The sequence below is a fragment of the Enterobacter asburiae genome (genome assembly GCA_011754535.1).
Lineage (GTDB): Bacteria > Pseudomonadota > Gammaproteobacteria > Enterobacterales > Enterobacteriaceae > Enterobacter > Enterobacter cloacae_N.
Genome location: JAAQVN010000001.1, coordinates 2,609,492 through 2,628,207, shown reverse-complemented (window position 1 = coordinate 2,628,207; position 18,716 = coordinate 2,609,492). Strand labels below are relative to the sequence as shown.

Here is an 18,716-nt window from a genome sequence, read left to right as displayed (position 1 = left end):
CTTAAATATGTGTGCAAATGGCCGATTTTACCGCAGGTGATGGTATCGCTTCAGTGGGCTCTGGACCAGCAACACAGCATGCTGAACAGAACATTTCTGCTAAAACGCCTTTTTTGTCTGACTTAAGTTAAATACTGGGTGGGTAACGGCGAAACGAGATGCCAGCGTATTTTGTGAGGACAAACGCAAAAGTGAATGCTATAAGTCTTAATGCCGACCAAAATATAAGTTGTGGGTAAAATCATGCTAAGAAATATTAGTGTCAGGACCTTCATTGCCTGGTTCCTGTTGTGCCTTTTTTTTGTGAATGCAGGTATCGTTGTTCTATTTTCCAGCAATCTTTCTCTTTTCGTTTCGATTAATGTGGTCAATTTCGTTGCGTTATTTTTGCTCTGGAGTTATATGACGAAGTTTCTTGTGACGCCGATCAATACTGTGAAAAAAAGTATTGAAGAAGTGACCGCAGGCAACTTAGGCGTCTCTATCCCCGAGTTTGGCAATAACTGCGCGGGGCGGTTAATTCCCGGGATTAATAGTCTTTCCAGCAACATTGCTACACTGGTGCGTGAGATCAGGGCTTCATCACAAAACGCCATGACCTTGTCGGATCAGCTCTCTTCCCGCAGTGCTCAGCTTTCGGTGAAAACAGAGCAGCAGTCTGCATCTCTGGTGCAAACTGCGGCAAGTATGGAGCAGATGGCAGCAAGTACCCGAAACAATGCCGATAACACCCGGCTGGCGAGCGAGCAGGCGAATGCCGCGACGGTGCAGGCGCGCAAGGGAGGAGAGCTGATGGAACAGGTTGCCAGCAATATGCAATCCATTACCGAATGCGCGCAGCAGATGACGGAAATTATCTCGCTGATCGACGGCATTGCATTCCAGACGAATATTCTGGCGCTTAACGCGGCCGTCGAGGCTGCGCGGGCAGGCGATCACGGTAAAGGGTTCTCCGTTGTTGCAGAGGAAGTACGAAATTTGGCGCACCGCAGTGCGGAGGCGGCGAAAAATATCAAAACGCTGATTGACGTTACCAGCAGTAATGTCACCCAGGGCGCCAGCGTTGTGTCGGAAGCAGAGAAGAATATGCATGACATCGTGACCGGATCCGGCAACGTCAGCCGATTAATGGATGAGATTTCTACCTCGACCGCAGAGCAGGAGAAGGGCATTTCCCAGATCACGCTGGCGCTGTCCGAACTGGAGCGGGTCACGCAGAGCAACGTTGCGATGGCGGAGGAGCTCAACGGTTCCTCTGATGTGCTGCGTAATCAGGTGATCGAACTGCAGACGCGGACACGAAATTTCAGGCTGGACCAGGGGCACTCCCCGTCACCCGTGACAGATTCTGTCTCGTTCCTTCAGCGCCCCGGGCACTCACTCTGACATCTTTCCGAAGCCTGGCATGCCGGGCTTTTCAATTCTCGAAATACAGCGTGTACAATTCCTGAGCGATTTCAGCGCGATGCGAGACATAGTTGTTGCTTAACCCCTGATGGAAGCTAGACTGACATCGAAAGAGCCAAAGAGGGGAGGCACTGTGGAGAGCATTAAAGGATCTGAACTTAACGTTCCTGACGCAGTTTTTGCGTGGGTGCTGGACGGCCGCGGCGGTGCGCGACCGCTGGAAGATGATGATGTCATTGATAAAGAGCATCCCTGCTGGCTACATCTGAACTATACCCACCCGGACAGCGCTGACTGGCTGGCCTCGACTCCGCTGCTGCCTAACAACGTACGTGATGCGCTGGCGGGTGAAAGCCTGCGGCCCCGCGTAAGCAGGATGGGGGACGGAACGCTTATCACCCTGCGCTGTATAAACGGCAGCACGGATGAACGTCCCGATCAGCTGGTTGCGATGCGCGTCTATATGGACGACGGGCTGATTGTTTCCACCCGCCAGCGTAAAGTTCTGGCGCTGGACGACATTGTGAACGACCTCAAAGAGGGGACCGGACCGGTCGACTGCGGCAGCTGGCTGGTGGACGTCTGTGACGCTCTGACCGATCATGCGAGCGAATTTATTGAAGAGCTGCACGATAAAATCATCGACCTGGAAGATAATCTGCTCGATCAGCAGATCCCCCCGCGCGGCTTTCTGGCGCTATTGCGCAAGCAGCTGATCGTGATGCGTCGATATATGACGCCACAACGGGATGTATATGCTCGTCTGGCCAGTGAAAGACTTGGCTGGATGAATGACGATCAGCGCCGCCGAATGCAGGACATTGCTGACAGGCTGGGACGCGGGCTGGATGAGATCGATTCCTGCATCGCCCGAACGGCGGTGATGGCGGATGAAATCGCCCAGGTGATGCAGGAGTCGCTGGCGAGAAGGACCTATACGATGTCCCTGATGGCGATGGTCTTTTTACCGAGCACATTTCTGACAGGGCTTTTTGGCGTCAATTTGGGCGGTATACCCGGCGGGGAATATCGGTACGGCTTCACCGCGTTTTGCGTCATGTTAGTTGTTTTGATTGGAGGTGTTGCATGGTGGTTGCATCGTAGTAAATGGCTGTAAATTTACGTTTTTTTCACCTTTTACGGGGATTAAAACGCTCTTTTAATTGAGCGAAGTCAATAAACATTTACCCCGTAAGGTGCAATATTACTCCCGCAGGTGAATGCAACGTCAAGCGATGGGCGTTGCGCTCCATATTGTCTTACTTCCTTTTTTGAATTACTGCATAGCACAATTGATTCGTACGACGCCGACTTTATAGTCGGCTTTTTTTTGCCTCCTGTTTCTCAGCGTCTACCCTAAAAGGGACGACAGCAAATCCTGGAGGGAAAGATGAGCATTTTACTCGCTCTGCTACTGCAACACTCGCGTCAGTCCGATCCTGTCCCCACCGATCCCGTACCGATGCCCGATCCCATTCCGCGTCCGCAGCCGATGCCAGATCCGCCGCCGGACGAAGAACCGATTAAATTGTCGCATCAAACCCCGAGATCTGCGAGGATACGCGCCATCTGACCGTAAAGATGACCACGAGAGACTATTGTGACCGCTTTTTCTACCCTGAATGTTCTGCCTGCCGCCCAGCTCGACAACCTCAACGAGTTGGGATACCTCACGATGACGCCTGTTCAGGCGGCCGCGCTGCCCGCTATCCTCGAAGGCCGTGACGTGCGCGTACAGGCGAAAACGGGCAGTGGGAAAACGGCCGCTTTCGGTCTTGGCCTGCTGCAGCATATTGACGCGTCGCTGTTTCAGACCCAGTCACTGATCCTGTGCCCGACGCGAGAGCTGGCAGACCAGGTCGCGGGTGAACTGCGCCGCCTGGCACGCTTTATGCCCAATACCAAGATATTAACCCTCTGCGGTGGGCAGCCGTTCGGCGCGCAGCGCGATTCGCTCCAGCACGCGCCGCACATTATTGTCGCGACGCCAGGCCGCCTGCTGGATCACCTGCAAAAAGGCACCGTCTCGCTGGATGCCTTAAGCACACTGGTGATGGACGAGGCGGATAGAATGCTGGATATGGGCTTCAGCGATGCCATTGATGAGGTGATCCGCTTCGCACCAGCCGATCGTCAGACGCTGCTGTTCTCTGCGACCTGGCCGGAAGCCATCGCTGCGATTAGCGGTCGCGTGCAGAAAAACCCCCTCACCATCGAGATCGACAGCGTCGATGCCCTGCCAGCCATCGAACAGCAGTTCTTTGAAACGTCGCAGCAGGGGAAAATCCCGCTCCTGCAAAAACTGCTGAGCCAGCACCAGCCAGCGTCCTGCGTGGTGTTCTGTAATACCAAAAAAGACTGTCAGGCCGTCTGTGACGCCCTCAATGCGGCGGGGCAGAGCGCGCTGTCGCTGCACGGCGATCTGGAACAGCGCGATCGCGATCAGACGCTGGTGCGTTTCGCCAACGGTAGCGCACGTGTTCTGGTGGCGACCGACGTGGCTGCGCGCGGCCTGGATATCAAATCCCTTGAGCTGGTAGTTAACTATGAGCTGGCATGGGATCCCGAAGTGCACGTCCACCGTATTGGCCGTACGGCACGCGCCGGGAACAGCGGCCTGGCCATTAGCTTCTGTGCCCCGGAAGAGGCGCAGCGTGCCAATATTCTTGCTGAAATGCTCCAGATCAAGCTGAACTGGGTGAACGCGCCGGGCAGCGTCAGGCTCGTGCCGCTGGAGGCCGAAATGGCGACGCTGTGCATTGATGGCGGCAAAAAGGCCAAGATGCGTCCGGGAGATGTGTTAGGTGCGCTGACCGGCGATGTGGGTCTGGACGGGGCGGACATCGGGAAGATTGCGGTGCATCCGGCACATGTTTATGTGGCTGTTCGCCAGGCGGTGGCCCATAAGGCGTGGAAGCAACTGCAAAACGGCAAGATTAAAGGTAAAACCTGCCGCGTGCGTCTGCTGAAATAAGGCATAAAGCGTCTCAGAAGACCTTTCTGAGACGCTAGTAGCTTATTTCACTTCAAGCACGTTCAGACGTAACTCTTCGAACTGATTGTCATCGTCTTCCGGCTGCCAGCCCGCAGGCTGCATGGGGATCTCTTCCCGGTCAAACGCCAGATCGCCGCCATTCACCACCTCCGATCCGTGGTTGATACCTTTGAAGTCGAACAGCTCTACATCCGCGAGGTGGGAAGGAACCACGTTCTGCATCGCGCTGAACATGGTTTCGATGCGCCCCGGATAACGCTTATCCCAGTCGCGCAGCATGTCGCCAATCACCTGACGCTGCAGGTTCGGCTGAGAGCCGCACAGGTTGCATGGAATGATCGGGAACCCTTTCGCCTGAGAAAAACGCTCAATGTCTTTTTCACGACAGTAGGCCAGAGGGCGGATCACAATGTGCTTGCCGTCATCGCTCATCAGCTTAGGCGGCATGCCTTTCATCTTGCCGCCGTAGAACATGTTCAGGAACAGCGTTTGCAGGATATCGTCGCGGTGATGGCCCAGCGCGATTTTGGTCGCGCCCAGTTCCGTCGCGGTTCGATAGAGAATGCCGCGGCGCAGACGGGAGCAAAGCGAACAGGTGGTTTTCCCTTCCGGGATCTTCTCTTTCACAATGCCGTAGGTATTTTCTTCGACGATTTTGTACTCAACGCCCAGCTGTTCCAGGTACTCCGGCAGAATGTGCTCCGGGAAGCCCGGCTGTTTCTGGTCAAGGTTGACTGCCACCAGAGAAAAATTCACCGGCGCGCTTTGCTGAAGATTACGCAGGATCTCCAGCATGGTGTAGCTGTCTTTACCCCCTGACAGGCAAACCATGATGCGGTCGCCTTCTTCAATCATGTTGAAGTCTGCAATGGCTTCGCCCACGTTACGGCGCAGGCGCTTTTGCAGTTTGTTCAGGTTGTATTGCTCTTTCTTTGTATTTGATTGATTTTCTTGCATTTATTACTACCTTCGGAGCCGATAGGGGCATAATAGGGGCAAAAATTTTTCAGCGTGCGAGCTTATCGTTAAGCATCAGCACCTGTTCGCCATTCATTTCTTCAATCCACGCACCGTAGACTTCATAAACCATTTGCGCGTTTTCATGCCCCATCTGGCTGGCTATGAAAGACGGGTTAGCGCCGGCAGATAAAAGCCAGCAGGCAAAAGTATGCCGCGTATGGTACGGATTCCGGCGGCGAATACCAGCACGTTTTACAGCTGTGTTGAATCTCGCACCGATGCTCGATAAAGAGTAGTAGGCTTTCTGTCCTCCTTTGCGCATCCGGGGTATGAAAACGAATCGCAGGCTTTGATGTTCCACAGCGCCATACTCGCGATGATTAAAGACAATTTCGGTTTTAGGCTGCAGCGCTGTTAGCTTACGCTGTGCTTTCAAGGCTTCAAGTGCCGGCTCTAAAAGGGTTATAACCCGGTTATTGACCTGCATAACACCGACTGGATTGACGGGGTGCTGGAATGAAAAATCTTGCCGAGAGCATTCGCAATTTTGACCGGGAACAGGCTCGCCGTGTGGCGCACAACCTGTCTGAGCAGTACACCGAGCGCGAGCAAACGCAGCAGGTGGTGCAGATTATCAACGGGCTATTCGTACAGCTGGCGGCTGCGTTTCCGGCAAGCCTGGCAAATCGCAGCCAGGAGGACGTGAACGAGATTCGCCGCCAGTGGGTGCTGGCGTTCAAAGAAAACGGGATAAACACCATGGAGCAGGTTGAAGCCGGCATGCGTAGGGTGCGTCGCCAAGAGCGTCCATTCTTGCCATCGCTTGGCCAGTTCATCAAGTGGTGCAGGGAAGGGCGCTGTGTGCTGGGGATCACAACTGCTGACGTGATGGCGGAATACTGGACGTGGCGCAAACTGGTGTTTCGGTACCCGAGCAGTGAGCAGTATCCGTGGCCTAAGCTGGTTTGCTACCACATTTGCCTCGAACTGCGGCGCCGGGGAACTGATGGCCAGTTGAGCCCCAAAGAACTAGAGCGCGAAGCTAGCGACATTCTGGATATGTGGGAAAAGCGGGGGCTGGCCGGGAAGCCGATTCCGCCTGTTCGCAGAGTGCTGGCCGCACCGGTGTCGCCGAAGGGGCCGACACCTGCAGAGCTTTTGAAAGCTAAATATGAGCGAATGAAGGCTGATGGGAGGGTGTGACTTTACCACAATCAATCCTATGGAGAATTGCTTGCTGATCATGTTGTTAATTCACTACCGTTTGAAACGTCGTTGCTACTATCTAGCTTGCTTAGTTGTATGTAGTATGTTCTTTAGCTCTGTAGAGGTGAAAAATGTGTCCTAACACTCGGAAAGCGAAAGAAGATGTTGTTAATATTGATAAAAATCCGAAAACATCATCTCCTAGAAAAATGGCAAATAAACAATATCTCCAAGGAAAAAAAGTTCTTCCTCATTCAAAAAACCAAGTCAAAAAGGCAGGGGAAGCTATACGGAAAAATGTAGGGAATATCTCTGAAGCCATTGATATTATTCGCGATTATCGTGCATCACATTTATACCCTTTAACAATCATAAAAAACCTTGTATGGAGGCATACGAGAAAGGTAAATGAGGATGCCGTGATTGCAAGAAGGCTAAAGCGTCTTCCAACGATCATTGACAAACTTACAAGGAAGACTCTTGATGGTGTTAATCCTAATACGATGTCAATTGTTAGAATGAATGATATAGGAGGATGCCGTGTAATAGTTGATAATAAAAGCGAGTTGCTTGAACTCAACGATTCTTTGAATAATAGTAAAACCCAGCATAAAACAACAAGGATACGGGATTATCTAGAATATCCAAAATCAACTGGCTATCGTGGTATACATAGAATATACGAATGTTATGCCCATGTTGATTCTCATGATTGGAAAGGTTTTAAAATTGAGGTTCAGCTTCGGACTGTCTTACAGCATTTATGGGCGACAACAATTGAAGTTGTGGATCTTTGTGAAGGTAAGGCCCTAAAAACAAATCCATTCGAAGCAGACAAAAGATGGACTGAGTTTTTTTTCATCATGAGTGAATTTTTCGCTGAAGATGATGGGTTTATTGCGCTTGATAACACCAAGAAAAGTCATTATAAAAAAAGATAATCTGCACTTAGTGATGCTATTGGGGCTTATAACAAACTTGCTTCGTTTAAAGCTGTGTTCTCTATGAAAGATATTGACGAAGAATCAATAGGTAAAAGTTTTGCTGTGTTAATTATAGATGAAAATAATAAAAGGGTTTCGTATTCTTTTTATAGCGAGAATCAAAAAAAAGATGCAATACGGAAATATAACAGCGAGGAAAATGATGTTGGGAACAATGTTTTGTTGGTGCAGATGGATGACATTAAAAATATTAAAAATGCATACCCTAACTATCTAATTGATACAAGCGAATTTCTCAGGAAGTTCGATACATACACTAAGGCGACATATTGGACAAATCCAGTGCCACCAAGGGGTTAGGTTACCTTAATTTAGGGCGGTTTTATTCAATATCTTTTCATTGATAATAAATGAATTGTGGTTGTACTAAAATTAGGTAGGGCCAAGAAATTATCATATTTGTTATTCTTGATATTAAAAGTTTATTTAACAACACACTACCGGGCATAGCCCGGTAGTATTATTGATTTTATGGGCATGATTATCTTTTGCATAAGTTTTTAACGCGATTTCTCAAATGCATCCCGTTCTGCCATGAGTCTTCTTAATTGCTCGGAAGTCTCCATATTAGGATTTAATAAAGATTCTGCATATTTTTTCTCTTCACCTTTCAAACCATCAAGAATCGTCGAATCAAGTTGCGCCTTCAATAAATCCTCTTTTTTCTTTAATGCTGAGTCAATATACCTTATATATAAAAGGTTCACACTAGGTGCAACCATCAAAGAAATGAATATAACTAATTGATAATAAATTGGTGGTGATAATAATTTGATCAACCAATCTTTTAGTAAGTATCCTATTAACCAAGATATTACTATATTAGCACCTAAAATAATCAATACTTTTCTAAAACGATGATCAGGAGTTTTCATTTTTAATAACTCCACTATTCATGATTTTGAAAAGAAATATTCGAGTGCTTGAAATCTCGATTATAGCGGAGTAAAGAAACATAGTTACAGTATGTTCGATTTTTTCTTTATCTTCGACTGAAGCTAAAGCGTCATCAATGTATATGTTAATTGCTTTGATTGATATGAAGCTGCTTTCATCACCATTTGTTACATATGTTGTTGTTGTGCCATTGTCCATGCTTGTATTAACCATGTTGCAGGCAATTGCAAGCATATTTTCTTTCTTATCAAAGCTTTCTGGTAATTGTGAGATATAATGTGTAACCGATACATAAGGCTCTTTATCTTCAGTTGCGTCATAAACTCTAACAAAAAATATAGACTCGGCTTTTTTTATCATATAAGCCATATGGTCTTTATTTCTGGCCTTATAATCCATCGCCTCATCACTGAAGTTATTAAGCACTTGCTCAAAATCAATCTTACTCATTTTACACTCTGCATGAATGGTGATGTTAATGGTTTCGGTTAATTGTAATGATGTTTCATTTGTACGTCAATCAAACATTTCTATTGCTTTTACTTTGGGCATGAAATTTACCTTATGTAAAGTTAGGACGAGTGTTAATACGCTTTCTTTTGAATATAATGATCAGCACTGGCAATTATTATAAATTTGAGCAGTGGATTCTGATAACGGTGACGCCCGCTTCTGCCTGTGAGTTTAACGGATCGATGCAACGCTTTCCTGAATCAAGGGGGGACGATACAATGAAACTAAGAACGCGCATTTACTACACGTCCGAATAGAAAGCGGTTATCTGGGACAGATACAATTAAGGTGTTTTCCTGCATGATATCGACAAATATCACACTTCTATAATGCCTGCTATTCACCAGAGTGCTGGATACCCTCCTCCTGTCCGAAAGCGATACCGGTTAGCGCTTTCGTTAGGTGAAAGAGAAGATATATCCAGATGTCTTGTAGCAAAACGCAGCTTCAGGGATATCTCTGCCAAATTATCAAGTTCTCCCTCAACGATTAGCCACGAGATAAAGAGGAAAGGAGGTGCAAAACAATATCGCACAGCAAAAGCGGATGATTCTGCATGGGAAAGTGCCTTGAGACCAAATTTCTGCAAACTAATTGAAAGCGCCAATTGTATAAAACATTGCAGAGAAGATGCATCAGGACTGGTCACCGGAACAAATCGCCGGTTGGCTAAAACGCAGTTATCCGGATAATCAGGAAATGCATGCGTCACACGAAACAATTTATAAAATGCTTTTTGTACAAAACCGGGGAGCATTAAAAAGAGCTGCAGCAATGCCTCAGAAGCGGAAGAGCAGGGCGTAGATCCAGAACGTTTTCGCTTAAAGGGAAAGGATTAGGGTCAATCCCGAACACGATACCAATCAGCGAAAGGCCACTAGAGGCCGCTGGCAGAGCCATTCTAGGTCACTGAGAAGGTGACTTGATTCAGGGCTCGAAAAACTCCTAAATAATCACCCCCCATAGAATGTCATTCCCGTTTTGTTATGCTGGTGAAGAGCAGTGACACAAGGCCATAACGGTTATATCTGCACTCATCAGACATGCCCAGGTATTAGCTGCTGAGCTTTATAAAAAATTAACTTGGGGTCGTGGCATTGGAATTACAAGCCGCACACGATTTACTGTAGCGATAGACATTCAGATTTATTATTGTGATTTCCAATCTCTCTGGCAACGAGGCGTAAATGAAAATACGAACGTATTGCTCAGACAGTATTTTCCAAAAAGAACTGACTTATCGGTTCACAGCCAGCAAAGACTTAACAATGTTTCCAGACAACTCAACGAGAGGCCGAGAAAAACGCTAGACTATGAATCACCAGTAGAATGGTTCAATAAGTTTTTTCGCTCATCAGTTAAACTCACAACGAAAAGCGGATATTAATTTGAGCAATGAAACCGATAAGTATGATTGGTTGGTGCTGCACCGCAAAATAAATATTATAGCAAGTATCAAGTCTTTTTTGATGGATGTTTAATCTATCATTTTGTGGGCTGTCGATAGGGCGTTATAAAACCCCTTGCTCCAAAACCAATTTTTGCAGTCATAGAGATGTTCATCGTATGAAGGTGGTTATTTTTTGCTTTAATTTTTGAAGGGTACTCCAAAATAAATCCCGAGTCCTTACGTTTTACTAAAGCTTGAACCTTATCAAATTCATCGGGTAAAAGAAATCGATTTATTAATGAGACATCAGTGAGAAACTTCATAAGATCTTTATCATCATATTTTATATCAAAATCAATGGTGGATGGTCTAATTTCTTCCAAGATGGATTTTAGGGATGCAGATAAAAAATAAATATTTACTATGTGGTACGGAAACTCCCAATTCATAGAAATCGCGCAATTGACATCTTTATGTATGTCTGGATCGGGCCCATTTATATTGTCTGAAACGGGACCATTAACATAATATCCTAGTATAAAATCATTATCCCATTCACATAAAATGGTAGAAATGCTTCTGTGCCTATGTTTTATATAATTGACCTTTGTATTTACATAATCAGTATACATCCTGCATTGATTCATGAACTCACTAATTATTTTCTTATATTTCTTTTCTTCATCTTTGCTAAATAAACATTTCACGATAGACTTACAGGCGTCTATAAAGTTTGAGATTGAGTATAAAAAACCCGATATCAAACTATTAACATGCTTGTCTCGCCTTTTATCTTTATTATGCTCCATTTCTTGAATTGCAACAGCCAATCTTAGACCGCTTGCAACTACTTCATCAAAGACTGTAGTGAAAACATCTGCGGGATGCATAAGTCCATGCTCCATATAATGCAAATGCTTAGCATCAATTGAACAAAGATAGGCATATAAATCAGGTGTGTAAGATTTGTTTTTATTCGGCAATTCATATTTCATTTTTAGTATCCATCCAGATATTTGACAATTTCAAGCAAGAACTTACAATGTGAATTGTACTACTTTTTTATAGGGGTTTAAATAGTATAGAAGTAATTATTTCTTGAGAAAATTAATTGATAAAGCCATGTATATATAATACACTCGTTAAGATTTCGTCAGACAATTCTATTGTGTAACTTTTGCTGCATTCTGAATGTAATGTGGCGCTTTTGTGTCATGCTTGAAAAAAAAAGTCATATCACACGGCAGAAATTATTAATCATTATGCTGGTGCCAGCTCAGCAGTGGCCACCAGCCATAAATGTGCTTCAGTTATTGTGTTCTGATGAAAGCAGTCCTTGATAGAGTCATTTGCGTCTGGCAATCGACCATTTTCTTAACTTCTGAATCAGTCCCCTGAATTGAAACTTTGCCGCACATAGCATCCTTTGTTTTGATCCACTGGCGCTGAGAAGGCAGTAACTCTTTTTTCTTTGCCGGCGTTAATGTGCTCCAGGCGGTATTCAAATCAGAGTCGGCATTCGCAAAGGCCATTCGGGACTGATCAAGGCTCCCAGTGTTTTGCTGTTGGACCTGCTGTTCTGCTTTTTCTTGTGCTTGCAGCTGTGTCTGTCTCTCAATTTGCTGCTCTGCCTCATACTGGGCCTGTTGCTGCGCCCTGAGTTGAGCCTGCTGTTGCGCTTCAATTTGGCTCTGCTGGGCATCCTTAGCCTGTTGGATCTTCTGCTGTTCAACGATCGGGTTGATGATTGAAAGCGATGTAAGTGCAGCGGCGCCCACAGATATCGGATTATCAGAGGAGGCTTTTACGAAAACGTTTTTCTGATCGTCGGTCGCCTGTGCTGTGTAGGAGATGCGTTTTGAAAAGCTGTTTGCGTTGTTATCTAAAGACAGGCTTTCCATTTGCTTATCGAGATTACGGTTAAAGTTTTTTCTGTAAGCATCAGAAAGCTGAGCGTACTCATTCGCAGGTAGGGTCATCGTCACAGTACTTTCACACGTTTTCATTGTGCTACCCGTGTCACTTGAGGTTGTGGAGATTTCAGAGATGACCAGTTTGATCTTGTCCAGGGCGCTTCGTTTGGTCTGATTTGTGACGTCAGGATATTTGTCGACCTGTTCAGAGAGTCCTTCATAAGCAGATTTTTTTAATAAATCCATGAGCGCTGACTGGGTCATTTCAGAAGAACAACCGATCACGTCTTTTTTGTCATCACAGCCTGTAATGGCAACGGCGAGTATAAGTGCTGCATATTTTAATCTCATAAGTTCCCTTTATATTAAGGATTGGCTTTTATGAGGCGGTATGTAATCAGTCCGGATGGCCAAAGCAAACAGCACTGAACACTGAACGCGTCACAAGCAAGGACCAGAGTAGTATCGGTAATGGCTGAAAAATCTTTAATTCAAATGATGGGAACATTATGCAACGGGGACTTGAACGATGATCTCACAGCGCGAATCTACAAGGCAGGTTCTCGCTGGAGAGTGTGGTCATGACATGTTGCTTGTAAGTCATGATACATATCCAAATGTTCATTCATGCTTACGCTTTAAAAAACTCAAACCACAGAAACTCCAAGTCTTCACGCTAGAAGTTACCCGTTGCTTGTTTGGGGGGACACATTCTCCGTGCGATACATTGTGATCTCATAAAACGTTGCAAAATCCGTTACATAAGTTTATAAACACACTGTACACACATACAGTGATTCATTGCTGAGGGAAAATGAAAATCGAGCTAACCATTGATCGCATGAAGAAACTTCCTGATGGAGCTATACCTGCCCTCGAGTCAGAACTGCTCAAAAGGCTCAATAAACAGTTCGATGATTGCCAGATTACGATTAAGCGTGCCAGCAATGATGGGCTGACTGTCTTCGGAGGCGACAAGAAAGAGGTCGAACATATCGTACAGGAGACCTGGGAGAGCGAGAACGAGTGGTTTTATTAATCGCGTGAATTTCACTGGAGCAGTTTCAACGAGTATCGCTGTTTGCGTTCCCCTGGCTGTTCCCGATTACTGTTTACCGCGTCAATAAGTCGCTCTGGGGGAAATAGTGTGTAGTGCAGAAGCCTTAAATGCAGATGATCAATGGTACGACGTGGCCAACCACGGAACAGTTGAACATCAATGGGCGCAATACGGAGAGGTACGCGCCGATATCCTGGTTGTGAAAACGACTATTGCTGAGGTGGATAGGGCAATGGCCGAAATGTCGACACAGGTGCAGGCGCAGATCGACAACGTCACCGCTTCCCTGGAAGACAAGCTTACAGCCTCGTCGATGCCTCCGGTGCTTCGGCAATCTACACCCTCAAAACAGGCGTGAGGATAAACGGTGTCATGTACAACGCCGGGATGTCGATTGCCGTGCTCGCTGAGGCCGGGAAGCCGGTAGTTACCCGTGTTGGTTTTAACGCTAATCAGTTCGTGCTGATGAGTGGCAGCGGTGATACCCAGTATTCACCGTTCGCAGTGGTTAATGGTCAGGTCTTTATCAACTCAACGTTTATTCAGGATGGCACGATCACCAATGCCAAAATCGGCAACTTCATCCAGTCTAACAATTACGTCCCAGGGCAGTCCGGGTGGAAACTGGATAAAGGGGGTACCTGGGAAAACTACGGCAGTGACGGACAGGGCGCAAGAAAGACCACGAACGTTACTGACAGCATCAGGGATGCGAACGGCGTTCTCCGCGTACAGATAGGTAAACTCACAGGGGTATTTTAATGACGTCGGGCATTCAGACATGGGATGCCAATGGCAATCCGAACAATTATGGTATTAAGCCAGTTTCAGTGGTCGGACGTATTCAACTTTCTGAGGGGCAAAACTCTGGAAGCTGGTCGTTTACCATTCCGGCAGGAATGAAGGTCGGGTTTGTCGTTTCTCTGGATAAGGGGGCGGTCTCGGTGGGGCGCCGTATCGTCGCCAGCGGAAATACGATAACTCTTGGCGCTGCAAGCAGCGTAGGGATTGGAAACTATCCAGCCTCTGAATGTGAGCTCGTAGTTTTTGTGGAGAAGGCATAATGGCAGATTATGGCGCACTGATAGCTCGGATAATGGGAATCCCTTTATTACGCCACAGTCCACACCATTTTGTCTCTACAGGAAGGTAGTGGCTAACTCAGTAGCAAGCGGGGCAAATCACGGTGCATCTGCAGAAGTAGCTCTGGACGTGTCTTATCCAGCAATGGTTTTTTGCAAAACGAGTGATACAGCTCAGCCTACAATGGTCACTGCGGCCAGATCAGGAGGAAATATTCTTGTTGGATCGAGCAGTCCTTATGGACAGGCACATACATTTACGGCTTACATCTTTGCTGTTTATCCTCAGACATTGCCAAAATGGGGATTTGCTATCTGGGATGCCACTGGGAAGTTGGTTCTGACAAACGAAAGTTGGATATTGAGTGACCTTGTGACTGTTTGGTCGCCTGGAGCTACGACAGGTGGAATTGATATTGACGCTACTCTGCCTAGTAGTTATGCGGTGGCACCCGCTATTCTTGGCTCCCAGATAATCCAGAACAATAACACTCAACCACCCACTATTGTGAATATCACCGCTTATTCAGGATGTCGGTTTAATGGTTCATCAACCAGAATTAATGCCGCGCCTTCGACCACGGCTACCGGTTCTGCTGCTGGTGGGACAACGACTGGGATAGCTTTGACGGCTATCAACACTGCCGCCTATGATTGATCGTTTTAAGCGATCAAATCCACATAATTGATCTGTTGTATCTATTTTATATTTTAATACCGCTGCGTTAGTTTTACTTATTAAAAACTAGCCAAGGTGTAAAATGACAAGAATAATATTCGCGATGGTATTCTGCCTGCTTCTTTCTGCTTGCTCCGGTTCAGTTCTGAAAAAGCAGGAACCATTATGCGAGGCAGAAGCGCTTATTGGTGGCCAGGTTCAGTCGGTACAGATTTATGGTGTGCGTAAAGTAGCCAGTCAGACAGAATATAGAGCAGGCTACCCCTTCAACTGCGATGGGTGAGCAAAAATAACTTCGCCAGGTCGACCTGTTCAAAATCAACAAAACAAGAACCCGCTTCGGCGGGTTTTTTATTATCTGAACTCAGGAGTTTTTTATGTCGGCAGGTACCATCACCCTGACAAATGGATCCGCTATTGTTGGCGGTTCCGGAACCTCATTCACAACAGAACTCACCGCAGGTGAGTTCATTGTCTCTACAGTGGATGGTGTACCTTAGGGATAAAAAACAGGTGCGCACCGAAAGTCTATGATTTTGAAACAGGAGCATGATGATGGAAGTCAGCGAAGCGGTAAAGCAGGACGTTTCGAAACTGGAAGGAGCTACGCAAAAGAGTGAATTTTGGGGGCAAATTTGGGGGCAAAAAATGCGGAATAGGGGCAAAAAAGGGCACGACAAATGTAGTTCTGGGTAGCTTTAGGGAAAGTTATCATGCTATAACCGCTTGAATAGATTGATAAAGTAAATGATATCAATAAGTTTGTAATATCAGCGTAGCTTATTCAGGTTGTATTGCTCTTTCTTTGTACTCGATTGATTCTCTGGCATTTTTATTTGTCTCGGGAGGCGTCAGGGCACCATAGGGGTAACCTCTTTCTAAATCGACGGCCGTACTTCCGGCATGACGATCAGATTCTGGCTCATTTCCGCTATCCTGCCCCGTAAATTTCGTAAACCCTTTTCGCGTTTTCAAGCCCCTCTGATCGGCAATGAAAGACGGGATAGCGCTGGCAGATAAACGCCAGCAGGCGTAGGCATGCCGCGTATGGTACGGATTACTGCGACGAATTCAATACGCTTAGGGATTGCATCGAAAGATTTAGCCTGACAAGAAGGAAAAGGGATGCAGGTTAACAACTCGTGATGGACAAGAGGTTAGTGCCTTTCATTACAAATACAACGCGTTAATTTTCGGCAAGTAACTTGCTGATTGTGTATCACCACTTATATTTATTCATGCTTCCTTTCATTAAGCGCTTAATAACAAAAACCTCTATGTGATGTAGCAGAACGTTGAGAGGTTTTCAAGAAATTCAACATGATAGCCAAGAGCTTTGCCCTGCGAACGGTATTTCTCGCAGGGACGTTTTCCACGGCTGTCGGTCGGCATGATGTTAATACAATGCCTGGTGAAAACGCATAATTCATGAAATACAGGTAGATATGAACAGGTTAGTGCTCGCTCTATTATTATGTTTACTCTATTTCCCTGCTCATTCCGTTTTTGCTGCCGAACCCCGACAGGAACCGACTGAAAGTGAGCGGGCACGCACGCTATATATCTTTCATCAACCGATCGTCATGCTGCAGGCAAAGTTCGGTTTCACCACGCCAGAAGAGCGTGTATTACGGATTCGAAATACGTTACGTAATTTCTCGCAGGAAGATGTTAGCAAACCTCTGACAATTATCCCTGTCACCCGGTATAACCAGCAGGGAAGACTGTTCGTGATGAATGGTAAGCCGGTCATGCTCCTGACAGAATCGGATCTGGATGAAGGGGACGATCTTACCCTGGATCAGGCCGCTCAGCGCGTGCTGGCACGTCTGGAAGCGCAGCGTAACTCACTTCGCGATCAATATGATACCCGATGGCTGGTGCTTTCCACCGCTAAGACTGCGACCGGTATTTTGATGTGGTTCCTGCTTGGCTATGGTGCGTTGCGCTCCTGGAAATGGGTAAGAGGGCACTATCGTCGAAAGGTCGCAGAGAAGCGGAGCTGGGTACCCCAACGCTGGCGCCGTTTCATCGGCCTCATCGAAGCGCGTCTGTACGGCCTGTTGATGTTGGTTGTGATGATTTTGGCTTTTTACGGCTGGCTTAGCTGGTCGTTCAGCCTGTTTCCCTGGACGCGAGTCTGGGCAACATCGTTGGGTGACTGGACGTTGCATGTCATACGGCAGATTGCCTTAGCCGTTGCCTCTGCGCTGCCAGGACTGGCAATTGTTTTCATCATCTTCACCATCACTGCGGTAATCCTCAAAGTGTTAAAGGTGGTACTCAACCAGGTAGAAGTGGGGCGTTTACAGTTTCCAGGGCTGCACCCTGAAACCGTCGGGGCGACCAGAAAACTTCTCTCAGTTGTGGTGTGGTTGTTCGCGCTCTCCGCCGCATACCCGTTTCTTCCCGGGGCCAATTCGCTGGCCTTTAAGGGCATAAGCGTCTTCTTTGGTCTGATGCTGACGCTGGGTTCTGCTGGGGTGATGAATCATGCGATGAGCGGTCTCGTACTGATTTATTCGCGCGCGCTGCGCAAGGGCGACGTCATTCGGGTCGCGGATAACGAAGGGAAGGTGAGCGAAATTGGTATGCTCGCCACCAAAATTATCACCCGCGAAAACTATGTGGTCACCGTGCCCAATGCCGTCGTGGTGAGCGGCAAGATAACGAACCTCAGCGCTCAAAACAATGACGGCAGCGTCAACTTAACCGTAAGCGTCACCATTGGGTATGACACCCCCTGGCGGCAGGTGCATGCCATGCTTGAGCTGGCCGCCAGGCGGACAGCGTGCGTGGATCCTTCGACGCCGCCGCTGGTGCGTCAGCTGTCGCTAATGGACTGGTATATCGCCTATGAGCTTCAGGTCAGGCTGCTTCCCGGGCAGCCTCTGGCCGTCGCGCGCAATGCGCTGTTCAGCAATATTCAGGATGTCTTTAACGAATATAACGTGCAAATCATGTCGCCCAACTTTGTCATGCAGCCTGAAGGAAGCGTCATGGTCGCCAAAGAAAACTGGTATTCCGCTCCTGCCGTCGCACCGAGCGGGACGCATAACGCTGACAGGTGAGGGCGTGAAGACGGCGCAGGACTGAATGGGTATGTTTGACGAAAGATGGCCTCAGGCTGATACATGCGTAAGAAAGCGTATAATGCCTTTCGAAATCCGCATACCTGTCCAGTGGCTGTCACTATGACTTTGAATCGTTTTTGCTTTTTGCTCCTGTTCATCGCTGCAGCTGGCAGCGTTTTTACCGCGTATCCCTGCGCCATGTGGTTCTTGCTGATTAACGTTCTGACGATAGCGATTTACGGCGCCGATAAAACCGCTGCGCGGAAAGGGATGCGCAGGGTACCGGAGAGGACGTTACTGGTATTTGGCATTGTAGGCGGGTGGCCTGGCGCTATTCTGGGCCAACAGCTCTTTCGCCATAAAACGCAGAAGCAGCCATTCAAAACCTGGTTTTTACTGAGCGTCGTCGTAAGCGTCTCGGCTACGGCGGGGCTGTATTATTTTTATCCCTTTATTCCCAGTTGAGCATCAGCAGGACCGCACAAATTCACCGTTGACCTCAAGTTAACTTTAGCTTTTAAGATGGCTTCGACACG

13 protein-coding genes and 5 pseudogenes are annotated in these 18,716 nt (G+C 47.2%); 12 read left to right on the top strand and 6 right to left on the bottom strand.

Features of this window, described 5'->3' with window-relative positions:
* The first annotated feature begins 243 nt into the window (after positions 1–243).
* The 3 genes from HBM95_12385 (at position 244) to dbpA (ending at position 4,381) form a co-directional block, all read left to right on the top strand.
* Positions 244–1,386 (top strand): chemoreceptor protein, encoded by a 1,143-nt coding sequence (locus tag HBM95_12385; protein ID NIH43726.1) that lies wholly within the window; start codon positions 244–246, stop codon positions 1,384–1,386.
* Positions 1,387–1,540: 154 nt separating this feature from the next.
* Positions 1,541–2,524, top strand: coding sequence for a zinc transporter ZntB (zntB, locus tag HBM95_12380; GenBank protein NIH43725.1), 984 nt, complete (start codon positions 1,541–1,543; stop codon positions 2,522–2,524).
* A gap of 483 nt (positions 2,525–3,007) precedes the next feature.
* Positions 3,008–4,381 carry an ATP-dependent RNA helicase DbpA gene (gene dbpA, locus HBM95_12375; GenBank protein NIH43724.1) on the top strand — a complete coding sequence of 458 codons (1,374 nt, stop codon included), beginning with the start codon at positions 3,008–3,010 and terminating at the stop codon, positions 4,379–4,381.
* A gap of 42 nt (positions 4,382–4,423) precedes the next feature.
* Here dbpA and ttcA read toward each other — a convergent pair whose 3' ends face one another.
* Positions 4,424–5,359 carry a tRNA 2-thiocytidine(32) synthetase TtcA gene (gene ttcA, locus HBM95_12370; protein ID NIH43723.1) on the bottom strand — a complete coding sequence of 312 codons (936 nt, stop codon included), beginning with the start codon at positions 5,357–5,359 and terminating at the stop codon, positions 4,424–4,426.
* A gap of 49 nt (positions 5,360–5,408) precedes the next feature.
* Positions 5,409–5,837, bottom strand: a pseudogene (locus tag HBM95_12365) (tyrosine-type recombinase/integrase).
* Between the two features lie 41 nt (positions 5,838–5,878).
* Here HBM95_12365 and HBM95_12360 point away from each other — a divergent pair.
* Both HBM95_12360 and HBM95_12355 read left to right on the top strand, forming a co-directional pair.
* Positions 5,879–6,565, top strand: coding sequence for a phage replication protein (locus HBM95_12360; protein NIH43722.1), 687 nt, complete (start codon positions 5,879–5,881; stop codon positions 6,563–6,565).
* A 212-nt stretch (positions 6,566–6,777) separates the two neighbouring features.
* Positions 6,778–7,872 (top strand): annotated as a pseudogene (locus HBM95_12355) (RelA/SpoT domain-containing protein).
* Positions 7,873–8,072: 200 nt separating this feature from the next.
* Here HBM95_12355 and HBM95_12350 read toward each other — a convergent pair.
* Both HBM95_12350 and HBM95_12345 read right to left on the bottom strand, forming a co-directional pair.
* Complete coding sequence (locus HBM95_12350) at positions 8,073–8,447, bottom strand: hypothetical protein (GenBank protein ID NIH43721.1); 375 nt, start codon at positions 8,445–8,447, stop codon at positions 8,073–8,075.
* Positions 8,434–8,919: a hypothetical protein gene (locus tag HBM95_12345; protein ID NIH43720.1), complete on the bottom strand. Its 486-nt coding sequence runs from the start codon at positions 8,917–8,919 to the stop codon at positions 8,434–8,436. The genes HBM95_12350 and HBM95_12345 overlap by 14 nt, the downstream gene beginning before the upstream one ends.
* A 281-nt stretch (positions 8,920–9,200) precedes the next feature.
* Between HBM95_12345 and HBM95_12340 the strand changes: the two are divergent.
* Positions 9,201–10,369, top strand: a pseudogene (locus HBM95_12340) (IS30 family transposase).
* A 98-nt stretch (positions 10,370–10,467) separates the two neighbouring features.
* Here the strand turns inward: HBM95_12340 and HBM95_12335 are convergent.
* Together HBM95_12335 and HBM95_12330 are read right to left on the bottom strand one after the other, a co-directional pair.
* Entirely contained in the window at positions 10,468–11,367 is a 900-nt protein-coding gene (locus HBM95_12335) for a hypothetical protein (GenBank protein ID NIH43719.1), read from the bottom strand.
* 315 nt (positions 11,368–11,682) lie between these two features.
* Positions 11,683–12,636, bottom strand: coding sequence for a hypothetical protein (locus HBM95_12330; GenBank protein ID NIH43718.1), 954 nt, complete (start codon positions 12,634–12,636; stop codon positions 11,683–11,685).
* Positions 12,637–13,099: 463 nt separating this feature from the next.
* Between HBM95_12330 and HBM95_12325 the strand changes: the two genes are divergently transcribed.
* The 6 genes and pseudogenes from HBM95_12325 (at position 13,100) to HBM95_12300 (ending at position 18,645) form a co-directional block, all read left to right on the top strand.
* On the top strand, positions 13,100–13,324 hold the full coding sequence (locus tag HBM95_12325; GenBank protein ID NIH43717.1) for a DinI family protein: 225 nt from the start codon (positions 13,100–13,102) through the stop codon (positions 13,322–13,324).
* Positions 13,325–13,475: 151 nt separating this feature from the next.
* Positions 13,476–14,107 (top strand): annotated as a pseudogene (locus HBM95_12320) (DUF1983 domain-containing protein).
* Positions 14,107–14,409, top strand: a complete 303-nt coding sequence (locus HBM95_12315) for a hypothetical protein (GenBank protein ID NIH43716.1) — start codon at positions 14,107–14,109, stop codon at positions 14,407–14,409. The pseudogene HBM95_12320 and the gene HBM95_12315 overlap by 1 nt, the downstream one beginning before the upstream one ends.
* A pseudogene (locus HBM95_12310) lies at positions 14,409–15,085 on the top strand (hypothetical protein). The gene HBM95_12315 and the pseudogene HBM95_12310 overlap by 1 nt, the downstream one beginning before the upstream one ends.
* A gap of 1,466 nt (positions 15,086–16,551) precedes the next feature.
* Entirely contained in the window at positions 16,552–18,177 is a 1,626-nt protein-coding gene (locus tag HBM95_12305; GenBank protein ID NIH43715.1) for a mechanosensitive ion channel, read from the top strand.
* A 123-nt stretch (positions 18,178–18,300) separates the two neighbouring features.
* Entirely contained in the window at positions 18,301–18,645 is a 345-nt protein-coding gene (locus tag HBM95_12300; GenBank protein NIH43714.1) for a DUF1294 domain-containing protein, read from the top strand.
* Positions 18,646–18,716 lie beyond the last annotated feature (71 nt).

Bases quoted from the DNA above. Each gene is read 5' to 3' on its own strand.
- HBM95_12385 (NIH43726.1), top strand. From the start codon at position 244: ATGCTAAGAAATATTAGTGTCAGGACCTTCATTGCCTGGTTCCTGTTG.
- ttcA (NIH43723.1), bottom strand. From the start codon at position 5,359: ATGCAAGAAAATCAATCAAATACAAAGAAAGAGCAATACAACCTGAAC.
- HBM95_12360 (NIH43722.1), top strand. From the start codon at position 5,879: ATGAAAAATCTTGCCGAGAGCATTCGCAATTTTGACCGGGAACAGGCT.
- HBM95_12350 (NIH43721.1), bottom strand. From the start codon at position 8,447: ATGAAAACTCCTGATCATCGTTTTAGAAAAGTATTGATTATTTTAGGT.
- HBM95_12345 (NIH43720.1), bottom strand. From the start codon at position 8,919: ATGAGTAAGATTGATTTTGAGCAAGTGCTTAATAACTTCAGTGATGAG.
- HBM95_12335 (NIH43719.1), bottom strand. From the start codon at position 11,367: ATGAAATATGAATTGCCGAATAAAAACAAATCTTACACACCTGATTTA.
- HBM95_12330 (NIH43718.1), bottom strand. From the start codon at position 12,636: ATGAGATTAAAATATGCAGCACTTATACTCGCCGTTGCCATTACAGGC.
- HBM95_12325 (NIH43717.1), top strand. From the start codon at position 13,100: ATGAAAATCGAGCTAACCATTGATCGCATGAAGAAACTTCCTGATGGA.
- HBM95_12315 (NIH43716.1), top strand. From the start codon at position 14,107: ATGACGTCGGGCATTCAGACATGGGATGCCAATGGCAATCCGAACAAT.
- HBM95_12305 (NIH43715.1), top strand. From the start codon at position 16,552: ATGAACAGGTTAGTGCTCGCTCTATTATTATGTTTACTCTATTTCCCT.
- HBM95_12300 (NIH43714.1), top strand. From the start codon at position 18,301: ATGACTTTGAATCGTTTTTGCTTTTTGCTCCTGTTCATCGCTGCAGCT.